14 protein-coding genes and 1 pseudogene are annotated in these 13,278 nt (G+C 68.9%); 7 read left to right on the forward strand and 8 right to left on the reverse strand.

The features are described from left to right. Positions 1-370 precede the first annotated feature (370 nt). On the reverse strand, positions 371-1,306 hold the full coding sequence (locus tag AB1460_RS31860) for an AraC family transcriptional regulator (protein ID WP_368965785.1): 936 nt from the start codon (positions 1,304-1,306) through the stop codon (positions 371-373). A 90-nt stretch (positions 1,307-1,396) separates the two neighbouring features. Between AB1460_RS31860 and AB1460_RS31865 the strand changes: the two genes are divergently transcribed. The 3 genes from AB1460_RS31865 (at position 1,397) to AB1460_RS31875 (ending at position 3,776) form a co-directional block, all read left to right on the forward strand. Then, entirely contained in the window at positions 1,397-2,317 is a 921-nt protein-coding gene (locus AB1460_RS31865; protein WP_368965786.1) for an NADP-dependent oxidoreductase, read from the forward strand. 131 nt (positions 2,318-2,448) lie between these two features. Beyond that, a complete protein-coding gene (locus AB1460_RS31870; protein ID WP_368965787.1) occupies positions 2,449-2,862 on the forward strand; it encodes a hypothetical protein in 414 nt (137 codons plus the stop codon). Between the two features lie 611 nt (positions 2,863-3,473). After that, the gene (locus tag AB1460_RS31875) at positions 3,474-3,776 is read left to right on the forward strand and encodes a DUF6342 family protein (protein ID WP_368965788.1); all 303 of its coding nucleotides are present in this window, start codon (positions 3,474-3,476) and stop codon (positions 3,774-3,776) included. Between the two features lie 178 nt (positions 3,777-3,954). On the opposite strand, the gene AB1460_RS31880 is transcribed toward AB1460_RS31875, so the two are convergent. From AB1460_RS31880 to AB1460_RS31895, 4 genes and pseudogenes are all read right to left on the reverse strand, one after another. Beyond that, positions 3,955-4,686, reverse strand: a complete 732-nt coding sequence (locus tag AB1460_RS31880) for a peptidase inhibitor family I36 protein (protein WP_368965789.1) — start codon at positions 4,684-4,686, stop codon at positions 3,955-3,957. Between the two features lie 318 nt (positions 4,687-5,004). Next, entirely contained in the window at positions 5,005-5,958 is a 954-nt protein-coding gene (locus AB1460_RS31885) for a tyrosine-type recombinase/integrase (protein WP_368965790.1), read from the reverse strand. A 169-nt stretch (positions 5,959-6,127) separates the two neighbouring features. Continuing rightward, entirely contained in the window at positions 6,128-6,667 is a 540-nt protein-coding gene (locus AB1460_RS31890) for a putative immunity protein (RefSeq protein ID WP_368965791.1), read from the reverse strand. Between the two features lie 144 nt (positions 6,668-6,811). Next, positions 6,812-7,249: pseudogene (locus AB1460_RS31895) on the reverse strand (Tn3 family transposase); the annotation flags it as partial. A gap of 328 nt (positions 7,250-7,577) precedes the next feature. On the opposite strand from AB1460_RS31895, the gene AB1460_RS31900 reads away from it, so the two are divergent. Together AB1460_RS31900 and AB1460_RS31905 are read left to right on the forward strand one after the other, a co-directional pair. Continuing rightward, positions 7,578-9,236 carry a CocE/NonD family hydrolase gene (locus tag AB1460_RS31900; protein WP_368965792.1) on the forward strand — a complete coding sequence of 553 codons (1,659 nt, stop codon included), beginning with the start codon at positions 7,578-7,580 and terminating at the stop codon, positions 9,234-9,236. A gap of 457 nt (positions 9,237-9,693) precedes the next feature. Beyond that, on the forward strand, positions 9,694-10,107 hold the full coding sequence (locus AB1460_RS31905; RefSeq protein ID WP_368965787.1) for a hypothetical protein: 414 nt from the start codon (positions 9,694-9,696) through the stop codon (positions 10,105-10,107). A gap of 219 nt (positions 10,108-10,326) precedes the next feature. Here AB1460_RS31905 and AB1460_RS31910 read toward each other — a convergent pair whose 3' ends face one another. After that, positions 10,327-10,683, reverse strand: a complete 357-nt coding sequence (locus AB1460_RS31910; protein ID WP_368965793.1) for a hypothetical protein — start codon at positions 10,681-10,683, stop codon at positions 10,327-10,329. A gap of 443 nt (positions 10,684-11,126) precedes the next feature. Between AB1460_RS31910 and AB1460_RS31915 the strand changes: the two genes are divergently transcribed. Then, complete coding sequence (locus AB1460_RS31915) at positions 11,127-11,627, forward strand: hypothetical protein (RefSeq protein WP_368965794.1); 501 nt, start codon at positions 11,127-11,129, stop codon at positions 11,625-11,627. Between the two features lie 44 nt (positions 11,628-11,671). Here AB1460_RS31915 and AB1460_RS31920 read toward each other — a convergent pair whose 3' ends face one another. Then, entirely contained in the window at positions 11,672-12,238 is a 567-nt protein-coding gene (locus AB1460_RS31920) for a recombinase family protein (protein ID WP_368965796.1), read from the reverse strand. Positions 12,239-12,302: 64 nt separating this feature from the next. Then, entirely contained in the window at positions 12,303-12,677 is a 375-nt protein-coding gene (locus tag AB1460_RS31925) for a hypothetical protein (protein ID WP_368965799.1), read from the reverse strand. A 62-nt stretch (positions 12,678-12,739) separates the two neighbouring features. Here AB1460_RS31925 and AB1460_RS31930 point away from each other — a divergent pair. Further along, positions 12,740-13,278: hypothetical protein (locus AB1460_RS31930; RefSeq protein ID WP_368965798.1), on the forward strand; the 539-nt coding region annotated here is incomplete at its 3' end.

The raw sequence follows: 13,278 nt of genomic DNA on the forward strand, positions 1-13,278 counted from the left end.
TCCCCCGCCCACCACACCTTCACCAACACCTCCTCGACATCCTCGGCGTCGACCCGACCCGACCACCTTGATCACCAGTCAGGCAGGTCGAAGCATCGAATCCCCATGTGCGGAAGACCCGGCTAGCGTCGCCCCGGCGCCGCTGTCGTACACCCCGGCCGCCCGCAGCCGCCCGGGGATCGGGGAGTGCGCGTCGTTGAACGCGATCCGCCGCCAGACCCGGGCCGGCGCGCGGTTGAACGCGCCCCGCCTCGGATCTTGGTGATTCACCGCGCGCGGCTCTCGGTCTCGGAGAGGGGATGTATCAATTCCAGGGGCCGGGGCTCGGCGCACCCCCGGGAATCGGACATTCCCGCCGGGTCCGGGGCTGCTATTCGCTGCGGCGATATTTACCTGGCGCAGTGCCGTGGTGGCGTTTGAACGCGCGGGCAAAGGCGAACTCCGACGTGTAGCCGGCCCTGGCTGCGATGGCGTGCAGTGGTGCGTCGGATTCCCGCAGGAGGTGGGCGGCGGTGGTCATCCGCCACCAGGTCAGGTAGGTGAGTGGCGGCTGCCCGACGAGGGCGGTGAAGCGGCGGGAGAAGGACGCCCTGGACAGTCCCGCTTCGGCGGCCAGCGTCGCGACCGTCCAGGGACGTGCGGGGTCGCGGTGCATGGCCTGTAGTGCGGTGTGGGTCGCCGGGTCGTGGAGTGCGGCCGCCCAGCCGGTGGTGGCCCCGCGTGCGGGCTGTTCGTCGAGCCAGGTCCGCAGGATGTGGACGAGCAGCGTGTCGAGCAGGGCGGGAACGATGGCGTCCCTCCCGAGACGGGGTGCTTCCAGTTCGGTGGCGAGCAGGTCGACGGTGGCGCGTAGTTCGGGGTGCCGCCCGAGGTGGGCGGGGAGGTGGACGAGTTCGGGGAGATCGTGGAGCAGCGGATGGGGGCGGGCTGGACCGAGCTGGTAGGCGCCGCAGAGCGTCACGGTGGTGGGGACGTCGGCGCTGGCGGGGGTGCTGACGGTGTCGGTGGTGTGGCGGGCGAGGGACCGTGGGTCGTCCGGGTCGCAGGGGGCGGTCGGTGGGGTAGCCGGGTTGTCAGCCAGGGTGTGTCCGCGCCCATGGGGCCGGAACACCACGTCGCCGACTGCCAGCGGCACGGGGCCGGTGTCCGGCCGGACGAGCCAGCATGGTCCCTGCAGGATCACCTGGAAGCCGGCGGATCCGGGCACGGGCGCGAACCGTTGCGCCCAGGGGGCATGCCACGCCACCCGTGCCGAGCGCGGTCGGCCGGTACGCATGACCGCGATCACGTCGCTGAGCACGTCCATCCGGTCACCGTATTGCGGTGGAGACGATCAGGTATGAATCAAGCACTCCTACACATGGGTCGTCTTACGCCTTCGTTCTAGGTTCGGCATGTGAGAGCCACCCGCATGCACGAGTACGGCGATGCGTCCGTCCTTCGCCACGAGGACGTCCCTCGCCCCGTCCCCGGACCGGGCGAGGTGCTGATCCACGTCGCCGCGACCTCGTTCAACCCCTCCGAGATCGGCTTGCGAGCCGGGTTGCTGCGCTCCGCCTTCCCGCTGAACCTGCCGCACACGCTGGGCTGGGACGTCGCCGGCACGGTCGTCCAGGTCGGCGGCCGTGTCCGCACACTCGCCGTCGGCGAGCAGGTCATCGGCCTCCTCGACAGCGGTGCCGCGGCCGAGTACGCCGCAGCCGCGGCCGACACCCTGGTAGCGGCACCGATCTCCATCCCGCTCGCCCACGCCGCCGCCATCCCCGTCGCCGGTCTCACCGCCTGGCAGGCGGTGTTCGAACACGCCCGCGTCGCACCCGGACAGCGGGTGCTCATCAACGGCGCCGGCGGCGGCGTCGGCGGATTCGCCGTCCAGTTCGCCAAGCATGCCGGAGCACACGTCATCGCCACAGCCAGCCCCCGCAGCATCGCGGCGGTCCGCCACCTCGGCGCCGACCAGATCATCGACTACACCGCCTCGCCCATCGGCGATGGTCTGGACGGGCCGGTCGACACCGTCCTCAACCTCGCCGCGATCAGCCCACAGCACGCCGCGACCCTGGTCGGGCTGGTTCGCCCCGGCGGCGTTCTCGTCTCCATCACCCTCCCGGTCTCCCCGCCCGCCGGTGTCCCCGTGAGGGCCATGCACTTCGTGGCGCGCAACGACACCAGCCAGCTCGCCGCCCTCGTCAAACTCGTCGACGCCGGCACGGTCCGCATCGACGTCGCCGCCACCCGCCCCCTCGCCGACCTCGCTGCGGTGCACCGCGACGCCGAGTCGAACCACACCCGCGGAAAGATCATCATCGTTCCGTGAACGGAGCCCTCGATGGCCCCCTCTGCCTCTCCGAGGGGGATGTATCAATTCCAGGGGCGCCCCCCGTCTCCGACAACGGACGTTGCCGGAGACGGGGCAATGGCTGTTGTCGGAGGGCTACTGTGGTTCGGGTGGGATCTTCCGACCCGAGCTGGCCGCCGGGGGAGTGCTCCAGTCCTCGCGCCGTCGCGGTGGCCTACCTGGCCGACCTGACCCGCCGTGAGCAGCGCTTGGCCGCTGAACGCGACCAGGCCGTCGCCGACGCCGTCGCGGCTGGTGCGGACTGGGGCCAGATCGGCCAGGCGACCGGCCGTACCCGGCAAGGCGCCCGGCAACGGTGGAACCGCCGGCTACCCCCGCCCCGCCTGGTCGCCCATGACCGATTCCTTCCCGATGACCCCGTCCACGCTCCCGCCGACCGCATCCCGGCCGGCCCTCACCTGATGCCGGAAGTCCCCGATCCCGCCCTGGCCGCCTGGATTTTCACGTGGCAGGTCTGGCATGACGAGCCACCCGAGGACCCCTGGGCCTCTCTCCGGCCGTAGCCGTGATGACCTCGATGCCAGCAGGCCGGGACACCTCTCACCTGTCGAGCTTGTCGGGAATGGATCCCTTCCCGGGCAAGATCAAAATGCACCGCCTCCACCTGATCAGGCTCGGCCCGGGCGTGGTGGCGCCCGGATCGAGCGCTGCGTGTATTTCGTGCCAATTCCACCCGAAAGCGGCGCGAAATAACGGGGCCGATACATTCCGGTGTTTTCCGCACGCCACTGTCGCCGATGTGTGACGCTACGCATGCGACGGTGCGATTCCGTCACTACCTCCGGGGGGAGAGGTGCTGTGGCGCTCATGTCTGTGGCTCGGATGGCTGGCTGCTGGCCCTACCCTGGGCAGGAAAAGCGGAGACCAGGGAAGAGATTGTTCCCGTCCGCCTCGGCGTCTACGCACCCGTTCACTGGTCCGGTCATTTAGGAAAATCGGCTAGCAGAGGGTCGGCGGTCGAGTAAATTTTCGCCGGAGCGGGCGTGGGTTCTTCCATACCGGCCTCTGCGGACGTCTCTCCTGCCCGGCCCGGTGGCCAGGTCGTTCCTGGCGAAAGATACGACCTACTCCAGCCAGGAGAGGTTTCCCGCACGAATATGAATGGAGCATCGCCATGCCGGATATTGACCTCGGATTGGCCTCGGACTGGGATGAGGGCGACACCCACGGCCGCGTCAAGCTGCGGCAGAACCAGCAGTACCCGACCTCGCCCAAGAAGGACGTGCTCATCAGCTCGCCGGTGAGTATCGAGCTCTCGGTCAACACCAACTACTCCACCTCCCAGGAAGCCGACAAGATCTTCTTCACGACCCACCACGGTACCCAGAAGAAAATCATCGCGATCCTGGACTCCAACGGAGACCTCTACATCGCAGGCCGCGTGATCCCAGAGCAGTCGAATCTGTCCTACCAGTAGTAGCCCGGCAGAAGGGGGTGGGCGCGGCCGCCGCCGCGCCCACCCTGCGTAATGGGAATCTCGCGGTCTGCATCGTGACTATGCGCGGCCATGGCCTGGCTGTAGGCGAGCTGACCGATCGGCGTCAGGCAGGTTCTGCAGTGTGGCTGAGGAAGCCCGGTATGGGCCGGGCGCCAGGTCAGCCCAGTTGTTGGGCGTTCAGGCCGATGAGACGTTCATGGGTGGGGTTTTCGTCGGGGTAGATGACTTGAATGTCGATGAGGAGGGCGGTCCCGGGGTCGACGCTGTGTCCACCCCCTTCGGGGGAACCGAGCAAGACAGCGCCGTCGGTGCCGTTACGGAGAATCTCGCCCCAGAACGCGTCGGTAAAGCTTTTAGACAGTGAGGTTCCCTCTGGAAGGTCACCGAAGCCCACGGCCCACTTCATGACGCGGGTGTCCTCGGCGTGCATCGTGAGCCGGTAGGAATAAGAGTGCCCCGGGCCTTCCGCCCAGTGACCGCGCAGTTCCTGGTCGACGCGCAGGTTTCCCACGAAGCGGGCCGCCAGCGCGGACTGGGCCTGGTCGTTCCAGGAGCCGTTTGGACTCCCGGCCATGGGAATGTGCCGCAGGTCCGCGATGGACGCTGCCCGGTCCACCGGCAGTGAGTGCCCCTGCTGGTTGGCGGCCGAGAAGAGCGCGTTGTCCTCGGCCGTGTTGTTGACGACGGCGCTTACCCCGTCACCGCTGTGGTCGAATCCGTATTCGGAGAAGTCGTTGACGTACACGCCGCTCGGAATGGCGAGGATCTTGTCGCCGCGGCCCGGGGTCTGGCCCGCGTTGAAGTTACTGGCCCGGTAGAGGCAGAAGTTCCCCTCGGGGCACGCCTCTGCTCCCTGGCCGTAGATCAGCTTCGGCTCATTGTCGTTCACTGCACTCCCTGACCGTTAAGGGCCGATGCGGCTGTCCGGTGCCCAGCCCCAGCAGTGGCCGGGCACCGGACAGCCGCCGGTTCTGCGGACCGCGGCTGTCCTGGGTAGTGCTTGAGAGCAGGGCCCAGGACGCCGTGACGACGGCAGCGGCGCAGACACCTGGCCGACACACTACGAGCCCATATTGCTACTCAGCGTAGCGGCACGCGAGTTTATGTGGAAGCTCCGGGGAGAACCCCGCCTGCGCGGGCACTCGGGGTCGCCGTAGTACTCGCGAAAAATCGGGCGGATATGGCTGACCTGCGGTGATGCCGAGAGCTACGCCCGGCGGCGCGGGCTGGAGAGCGCCTCGGTGGCCTGGTGCACGGCGGCGAGGCCGGGCTTGACGTAGCGCTGGACGGAGCGCAGCGACCTGTGCCCGGTCTTCGCCATGATCACGTTGGCGGAGGTGTTGGCGTCGCCGAGGTGGGTGGCCGCGCTGTGGCGGAGCTGGTGCAGGCGTAGCCCGTCGCCGTGCTGGCCGAGCAGGATCCGGGCGCGGTCGTAGCCGAGCCGGGCCCGGCCGGTATCGGGGCACAGGTCGCGCGGGTCGGTGGTGGCGCGGCGGTGTGGGCCGGGCCGGTGGGCGGAGAGGAACAGCGGGCCGCGTGTGCGGCCGGCGATGAGCCGGGGCAGTAGGTGGGCGGTGCCGGTGCCCCAGGTGATCCACATGGTGTCGCCGCCTTTGACGACGACGCGGGCCTGCTTGTTGGGCAGGTCGAGGTCCTCGATGTTGAGCGCGAGCACGGCGGAGGCTCTGCTGGCGGACTCGTAGAGCATCCGCCACAGCGTCTTCTCCCGCAGCGGGACGTCGCGCCGCCTGCAGAGCCGGTCGATCCGGGACCGCGACACCGCCTTCGTGTCGTCGGCGGGCTCGCGGCGCCGCTCGGCAGCCGCGGGCACCGCTGGCGCGGCCCAGCGCCTTCGGGTCGCGCACCAGCCCAGCCAGGAGCCGACCGCGGCGCGGTTGCGGTTCCACGTCGCCGGCTTCGCCGCGCCCCACAGCTCAGCGAGCGCGTCGGCGATGTCGTCGTCGGCGAGCTCGGCGAGCGCCTGGTCCGGGCCGAGCCGCTCGGCGGCCCGGTCGAGCACGTTCGTGTAGGCGCGCAGCGTGTGCGGGTTGCCCCGGATCGCCGGGGCGTCGAGGAAGGCGTCGACGGCGGCGCGCACCGTCGGCCCGCCGGCCGAGCCGGCGGCGGGGCGGGCGTCGAGCTGGGTCACCGTCGCCGCCATCCACCTCGACCCTTCGTCTCGATCCACCTACCGGATAACGCGCACGAGTCGCGTCCCAGTGGCCGCCCGGTTCGTGCTGGCCGCCAGGCCCTGGTGTGGATCAGGCTACCGGATAAGGCGCTGTTATCCGGTAAAGCGACGGAACTCGTCCATCAGCACTCTGTCGGGATCACCGGAGCGACGCGTCCAGCTGACAGATCAGTTCTCCGACCCGCCCACCGCCACGCGGGGCGACCGGGTAGCGCCTCAGGACGTCCACCACCACGGGCCGCGCGAGGATCCGCACCCGCGCGAGGTGGTCGGCCCCGACGGTGGGATCGTCTCCGGCGGCGAGTTCGAGCGCTCGTGCGGCATGAGCTGCCGCTCCGAGGATGTGCTTGACCTGAGTAGCGTGTGCCAGGGGATGGAGAAACGCCGCACCGACCGCGTGGCCGGCCGCGCGCGCGGCGTCGCTCGCCGCAGCCCGTCCCGCATCACGGGTCTCCTGAGCCGCCCGATGTGCCGCCCACGCGCTGTCACGCATCGCTTTGGTCCGCGCGGCTCCCTGCGCGAACACCTGCGCAGCGTCGATCGCAGCTCGCGGGCGTCGATCGTCAGGGCGTTCACGTTCGAAGATCGCCAATGCGGGCTGTGCGCACGCCGCCGCGTAGCCGACGACCGCGCGGAGTTCGGACCGGCTGAGCTCGATCGTCGTGGAGTCATCCGCCATGGCGTCATCCTTTGCCGCGCAGAGGGCCTGTCAGGGACCACGGGTACATCCCTGTGCCGGAAGCGGACCATGCATCGGGACCATCACACCGGTCAGAACAAGGTGTCGCGCACCCGCAGCGGCCGGTACCCGGTCGGGCCGAGCTGGGCCGGCCCGACAGAGGGTGATCTTGTCCAGGTCCCGGATGCGGGGCGAGAGCTGTAATCCCAGCAGGTCGAACAGGCCGAAGCCGACCAGCGTGACCCCGTGCGTGTCGGTGGTGTGCTCGATGATCGGGATGTCGGTGGCGTTGCCGAGGATCTCGTCCAGGACGTGGTGCGCCTCACGCGTGGTGGCAACGATGACCTCCGTGTCATAGGTGGTGTGCTGGTCGGTCACGTGCGTGTACGTCGAGAGCCCCTTATGGGCGAAGTACCCGCTCAGAGCCCTGGCGGTGACGGAGTTGCCGCGAGTGGGGAACCGCTGCCCGTCGCTGGAGGACAGCGTGCCGGAGCCGGAGACCGGGGTCGGCGGCAGCTTCGGGTGGTAGCCGATGAGCGCCAGGTTCGCCGCGCGCAGTGTCTCCTCCCGCACGTACCACTCCGGAACCCTGCGATCTACCAGGGCCGGTCACACCCGGACGGCTCCCTGGGGGCGTCCTACCGGGCCGGGCGGTCACGGCGCGCCCGAGACGACCCCCGCCACCGACGCGAGGACGGAGATGCCCTCACCCGGATCGCCCGCGGCCGCCGGTCGATCATCACGTGATGGTCAATCTGGGTGCCGTCCGCAGCCACGCAGCCGTTGGCTGCGGACCTCGGCCCGATCACCCCCGCCGGAATGTAACTTAGAGTCACGAGCATGGTGCGGAATGTAGCTCCAAGGTCTGGGGTGGATGCCGTGCGCCATCGACGAAGTGGATGGGACTGACGTGACTTCAGCAGAGCAGACACGGCCGAGGAGCCTGTACCCGGAGCTGGACGAGGGAACGCTGATGCGGTTCTTCGAGGCGCTGGTGAGCGGCGACACCGGTCGACTTGCTCCTTCCCGGGCGGCCGAAATCGACCAGGCACGGGAGCTGGTCGCACCGGTCCGGGTGAAGGTGCCCGGCGCCGACGTCGGCGCCGGCAGCGTGGAGCTGGACGGTGTGCTGTGGAAGCAGCGCACCGGTGCCGAGCAGTGCCCCGGGATCGTGATGCCCTCGCCGTGGACGGGCCTGGGCTGGCTGGTGTACGTGGTGCAGGCCACCCGGTTCGCGCTCGCCGGCTACAACGTCCTGACCTACACCACCCGCGGCTTCGGCGCCTCCGGCGGCGAGGTCGAGGTCGCCGGCGAACCCGACGTCAAGGACGCCAGCAGGGCCCTCGACTACCTGATCGAACAGGCGGGCGCGACCAGGGTCGGCTTCCTCGGCGACTCCTACGGCTCCGGCATCAGCCAACTGGCCGCCGCCCAGGACGAACGGATCGACGCGGTCGTCGCGCTCAGCACCTGGGGCGACCTGGGCGAGGCCTTCTACGAGAACACCACCCGGCACGTGGCAGCGGTCCAGACGCTGCTGGGCGCCGCCCAGCAGGCCGGTGCCCGGCTCAGCGAGAGCACGCAGCGCGTTTTCGGCGACGTCCTGAGCAACCAGAACATCGAGGCGACGCTGAAGTGGGCGGCCGAGCGCTCCCCGCTCACCTACGTGGAGCGGATCAACAGGCGCGAGGTGCCGGTGTACTTCGCGCACGCCTGGCACGAGACGCTGTTCCCGACCAACCAGACGCTGAGGATGTTCCACGCCCTGACCGGGCCCAAGCGCATCAACCTCTCGATCGGCGACCACTCCAGCCCCGAGATGACCGGCATGGTCGGCCTGCCCAACCGGATCTGGGAGGACGCCCACCGCTGGCTGAACCACCATCTCAAGGACGTCGAGAACGGCATCGGCGACGAAGACCAGGTGATCAGCCAGATCATGTGGAACAAGACGTTGGAGTCCCGGCCCACCTGGGACGCGGTCACCGGCCGCACCGAACGCCTCTACCTCACCGCCGCACCCGCCGGCGAGGACGACGGCGCTCTCATCGACAAGCCCGGCTCCGCATGGAGCACCGTCATCCAGACCAGCGCGGACACACCGGCCACCGTCGCGGACGCGATCATCACCACCGGCTACGCGGAGATGGCCGGCAACCCGAAGACCTACCCGACCGGCGATATCAGCCACGCCGACGCCGGGGTGTGGACGAGCACCCCGATGGCCGTCGCGGCCCGGCTCCGCGGCATCCCCCGGCTGCACCTCACGTACACGCCGAGCGCCGGGCAGTCGACGTTCATCGCCCACCTCTTCGACGTGGCCGCCGACGGCAGCGCGCACATCATCACGCACGCCCCGTTCACCAGCCTCGACGCGGACCCTGGACAGCCGGTGACGGCCGACGTCGAACTGCAGGCCACCGGCTACGACATCCCGGCCGGTCACCGGCTGATGCTCGTCCTCGACGGCACGGACCCCTTCTACGGGGATGCCAACCCGCCCCGCGCCACCCTCACTATCGCCTCGTCGCAGGACGACCCGTCCTACCTCGACATCCCGCTGAGCTGAGCCGCCCCAGGCTGGGGAGCGGGCACCCCAGCCTCTCCCCAGCCCTCACAGGCACCATGCGCCATTCGGATCATCAGACCTACCGCCTACGCGGTCTTGGGCAGGTGCGCATCCACCGCCCCACCCGCCGCCGATCGAGGCGTCTCACCGCTGACCACCGATGCCCGGACGTTGATCCACCGGTTCCGCCAGTCGCACTGCCCACCGGCGGGGGAGGCAGGGGATCCGGCCGGTGCAGCGGCCGCGTTCGAGTTCTCCGAGTACGGATTCGACCACAGCGGTGACGGGGTAAGCGCCGTCGTCAACAACACGGCCGAGGACAACGCGCTTTTCTCGGCCGCCAACCAGCAGGGGCACTCACGGGGATGTATCAATTCCAGGGGCGCCCCCCGTCTCCGACAACGGACGTTGCCGGAGACGGGGCAATGGCTGTTGTCGGAGGGCTACTGTGGTTCGGGTGGGATCTTCCGACCCGAGCTGGCCGCCGGGGGAGTGCTCCAGTCCTCGCGCCGTCGCGGTGGCCTACCTGGCCGACCTGACCCGCCGTGAGCAGCGCTTGGCCGCCGAACGCGACCAGGCCGTCGCCGACGCCGTCGCGGCTGGTGCGGACTGGGGCCAGATCGGCCAGGCGACCGGCCGTACCCGGCAAGGCGCCCGGCAACGGTGGAACCGCCGGCTACCCCCGCCCCGCCTGGTCGCCCATGACCGATTCCTTCCCGATGACCCCGTCCACGCTCCCGCCGACCGCATCCCGGCCGGCCCTCACCTGATGCCGGAAGTCCCCGATCCCGCCCTGGCCGCCTGGATTTTCACGTGGCAGGTCTGGCATGACGAGCCACCCGAGGACCCCTGGGCCTCTCTCCGGCCGTAGCCGTGATGACCTCGATGCCAGCAGGCCGGGACACCTCTCACCTGTCGATCTTGTCGGGAAGGGATCGATTCTCGGACGGTCGCATGGTCCTGGTAGTCACGGGCGAGGCCCACGACGCCACGGAAGCGCCCGGCCGTAGGCGTCGATGATGCGTGCGCGGTCCGAGGGCGCGGTGCCGCGGAGGACGACGGCCAGGCCCAGTAGCCAGGGCAGTCCTGGTCAGGAGTCGAATTTCGTAATGCCCTGTTCCTCGAGGTACTTCTTCATCTCCACCTGGAGTGGTGTGAGCCCGGCGTGCTCGTGTTCATGCTCGTCGAGCCAAGAGGCCACGGACTCCAGCCGCGGGACGATCCAGCTGTCGTCCTTGTCGGCGCGGTAGACGCGGTAGCCGCCTGGTGTGACGGTGATGACCAGGCGGGCCGCGCCGTACAGGCCGAAGCACCACGCCGCGCCGTCCTCGTCGAGCTCAAGCCGCCAGTCCGTCCGGTTCTCCAGCAGCCGGGCGAGGCGGTCGTAGCGTTCGAGGGACTGGTCGTCGCCTTCGGGATCGGTTGGCGGACCTTCGGGGGTGCTCATGCTTTCCGAGCGTAGACACCCGATATGCCTGCCTCTGGCGGTGCCGGTTCCGGTCGACTGTTGATCGTTTCTGTCGTTCCGGTTCCAAGGTTGTGGAACGACGGGCAGGGGGCCCGCTCCCGTGTGAATGTCCGAACTCGCGTGCGTGGCTGAGCTGGGCGTCTGTGTGCAGGCGAGTTCAGTCCCGCGTGATGGGTCGGAGCCGACACCGTCTGCACTACGGTCAGCCTCGACCATGATCGTGTGTGCGGGTGGGAGTTTCCAGTTGGCCGAAGCCCGGTGGTTGAGCATGGGGTACTGACCGCTTCCGGCGCGATGTGGGACACCGCAGCGCGCCAGGCTGAGGCGATCGGCGTCGGCGGTGCTCTTGAAGACACGGCGAGGATGAGTGACGATCTTCCTGTCGGGTCTGTGCTGAACGTCTATCACTCCGGGGAGGACCCATGGCCTGGAACCACATGCAGGTGCAGATCGACCATCTCTGGGGGCCGGTAGACGTGATTGTTGGCCTGGGGAGCATGAGCCGTCAGGAGGCGACGGACGCGGTCCAGGAGATCCTCGACCGTCTGGTGGAGATCAGCCCGGAAACGGCGCGGGTCGCCGCGGAGACCTGGAGACGAGGAACCTACCTTGAAGCCGGGAGACGAGGACTCCCGGTCAAGGAGGTCTATGCCTGGTACGGCGACGATGTGGACTTGGGCTGGGCGTCGACCTCATGGGAGATCTACGAGTACCCCGATGGCGCAGACCCGGGCCGTGCAGCAGCAGCGCTGTTCGACGACTCGCTCCTGACGGACAGCGAAGAAGGAGACGGCCACATGGTCTTCGTGCATCGCTCCCTCGGGATAGAGGACCAGGTGGAGAAGATCCCGACCCTCGAATGGCTCCGAGAGCAGGAGCCTTCCACCTGGAAGGGAGGGCCGCCATGGCCATTTCGTAACTGACAGGCCAAACTGATCATTCTCGGTATGGGAGTCGCCGGGTCGGCTCAGCTGGTGACGGCGGCGCTGGTGATTCGTAGGTAGTTGTAGACGGTTTCGCGGCTGATGCCGAACGCGCGGGCCAGGTCGGACTTGCGCTCGCCGGCGGCGGCGCGTTCGGACAGCTCGCGGGCCTGGTCGGGGGTGAGGGCGGGCTTGCGGCCGGTGTAGACACCGCGCTGGCGGGCGACGGCGATGCCTTCGCGTTGGCGTTCGAGGATCAAGGCGCGTTCGAACTCGGCGAACGCGCCCATGACCGACAGCAGCAGCGTCGCCATGGGCGAGTCCTCGCCGGTGAAGGCGAGGCTCTCCTTGACGAACTCGACCCGCACGCCCTTGCCGGTCAGGGTCCGCACGAGGCGGCGCAGGTCGTCGAGGTTACGGGCGAGGCGGTCCATCGAGTGCACGAGCACGGTGTCGCCGGTGCGGACGAACGCGATCATCTCGTCGAGCTTCGGCCGGGCGGTGTCCTTCCCGGACGCCTTGTCGATGAACACCCGCTCGACGTCGACCCCGTCGAGTTGGCGTTCGGTGTTCTGGTCGACGGTGCTGACCCTGATGTAGCCGACCCGCATCCGCCCCGGCCCCTTCCACGCTGGGAAATGTCAGGCTGGACTCTAAGAACCGGGCGGACAGGCGTCAAGAAACCGCGCCGTGGACTCTATTCTGACGTTTCTGCGGCCAGGTGATCGTGTGGTGTTGGGGTGTACCCCAACACCACACACCCGGGCGGCACCCACAAGATCGAATCAGGCTTCGGCGTGCGACGCCCCCCGGACACACCAGCCGCCGCCACGGCGTCCGGATGCTCCTTCCTGAACAGCCGCGCGAAGTCGGCGACCACCCGCTCCCCGATGCGCCCAGAGAATTACCGGGCGTCGACATTCCAGTCTTTCGGCCCGGGCCCGGGGTCGGGTCGGGTCGGTGCAGCGTCCACAGCCGCACCGTCGCGTCATGGCCGGCGCTGGCCAGGAGTGTGCCGTCTGGGGAGAACGCGTCCCGAATAGGCCGGATGGTCCCCTCTGGTGTGACATCATGCCGCCGGTCAGACCGGCCCTCGGCGGAGCGGGAGGCAGATGCGCAGGATCCGCCGTCTCGTTTCGTCCGTCCTGCGGCGCAGGATGCGCTACAGCGTCACGATCGCCGCTCTCACCGTGGTCAGCGTGCTGGTGCTGCTGTGGGCGCGGGCCGCGGGGGAGACGTTCTCCGGCGACCTGCTGATGAACCTCGGTGCGACGGTCGCCGGTGCGGTCGTCACCGCGATGGTCCTGCAACCACTGATCGAGCGCGCGCAGACGCCCGAAGTGGTCGTACACATGACCTTCCCGCACGCCCGGTTCCTCGACGCGATGTCCGACACCGCCAGCCGAATCAAGATCATGGGTGCCTGGCCGTACGGGATGGACCCGGCGCACCGACGGACCTTCCTGGAAGTGCTGCACCGAGCCGTCGACGCCCGAGTGCCGGTGCAGATACTCGTCCTCGACCCGTCTAGCCCTGTCTTCCGCACGTGCGTGCGGAGAGACAGCTACGCGATCTCTTGTTCTGACCGCGTCGGAGTGATCGCGATCTGTAGTGGCGGGTCTGGGACTGTTCGTGGCTGTGTCGGTCGCGA

The sequence above is a fragment of the Parafrankia sp. FMc2 genome (assembly GCF_041008525.1).
Taxonomy (GTDB): Bacteria; Actinomycetota; Actinomycetes; order Frankiales; family Frankiaceae; genus Parafrankia.

Excerpts from the sequence above, each read along its gene's own strand:
- AB1460_RS31860 (WP_368965785.1), bottom strand. The coding sequence starts at position 1,306 with ATGGACGTGCTCAGCGACGTGATCGCGGTCATGCGTACCGGCCGACCG.
- AB1460_RS31875 (WP_368965788.1), top strand. The coding sequence starts at position 3,474 with ATGCCGGATATTGACCTCGGATTGGCCTCGGACTGGGATGAGGGCGAC.
- AB1460_RS31885 (WP_368965790.1), bottom strand. The coding sequence starts at position 5,958 with ATGGCGGCGACGGTGACCCAGCTCGACGCCCGCCCCGCCGCCGGCTCG.
- AB1460_RS31890 (WP_368965791.1), bottom strand. The coding sequence starts at position 6,667 with ATGGCGGATGACTCCACGACGATCGAGCTCAGCCGGTCCGAACTCCGC.
- AB1460_RS31910 (WP_368965793.1), bottom strand. The coding sequence starts at position 10,683 with ATGAGCACCCCCGAAGGTCCGCCAACCGATCCCGAAGGCGACGACCAG.
- AB1460_RS31915 (WP_368965794.1), top strand. The coding sequence starts at position 11,127 with ATGGCCTGGAACCACATGCAGGTGCAGATCGACCATCTCTGGGGGCCG.
- AB1460_RS31920 (WP_368965796.1), bottom strand. The coding sequence starts at position 12,238 with ATGCGGGTCGGCTACATCAGGGTCAGCACCGTCGACCAGAACACCGAA.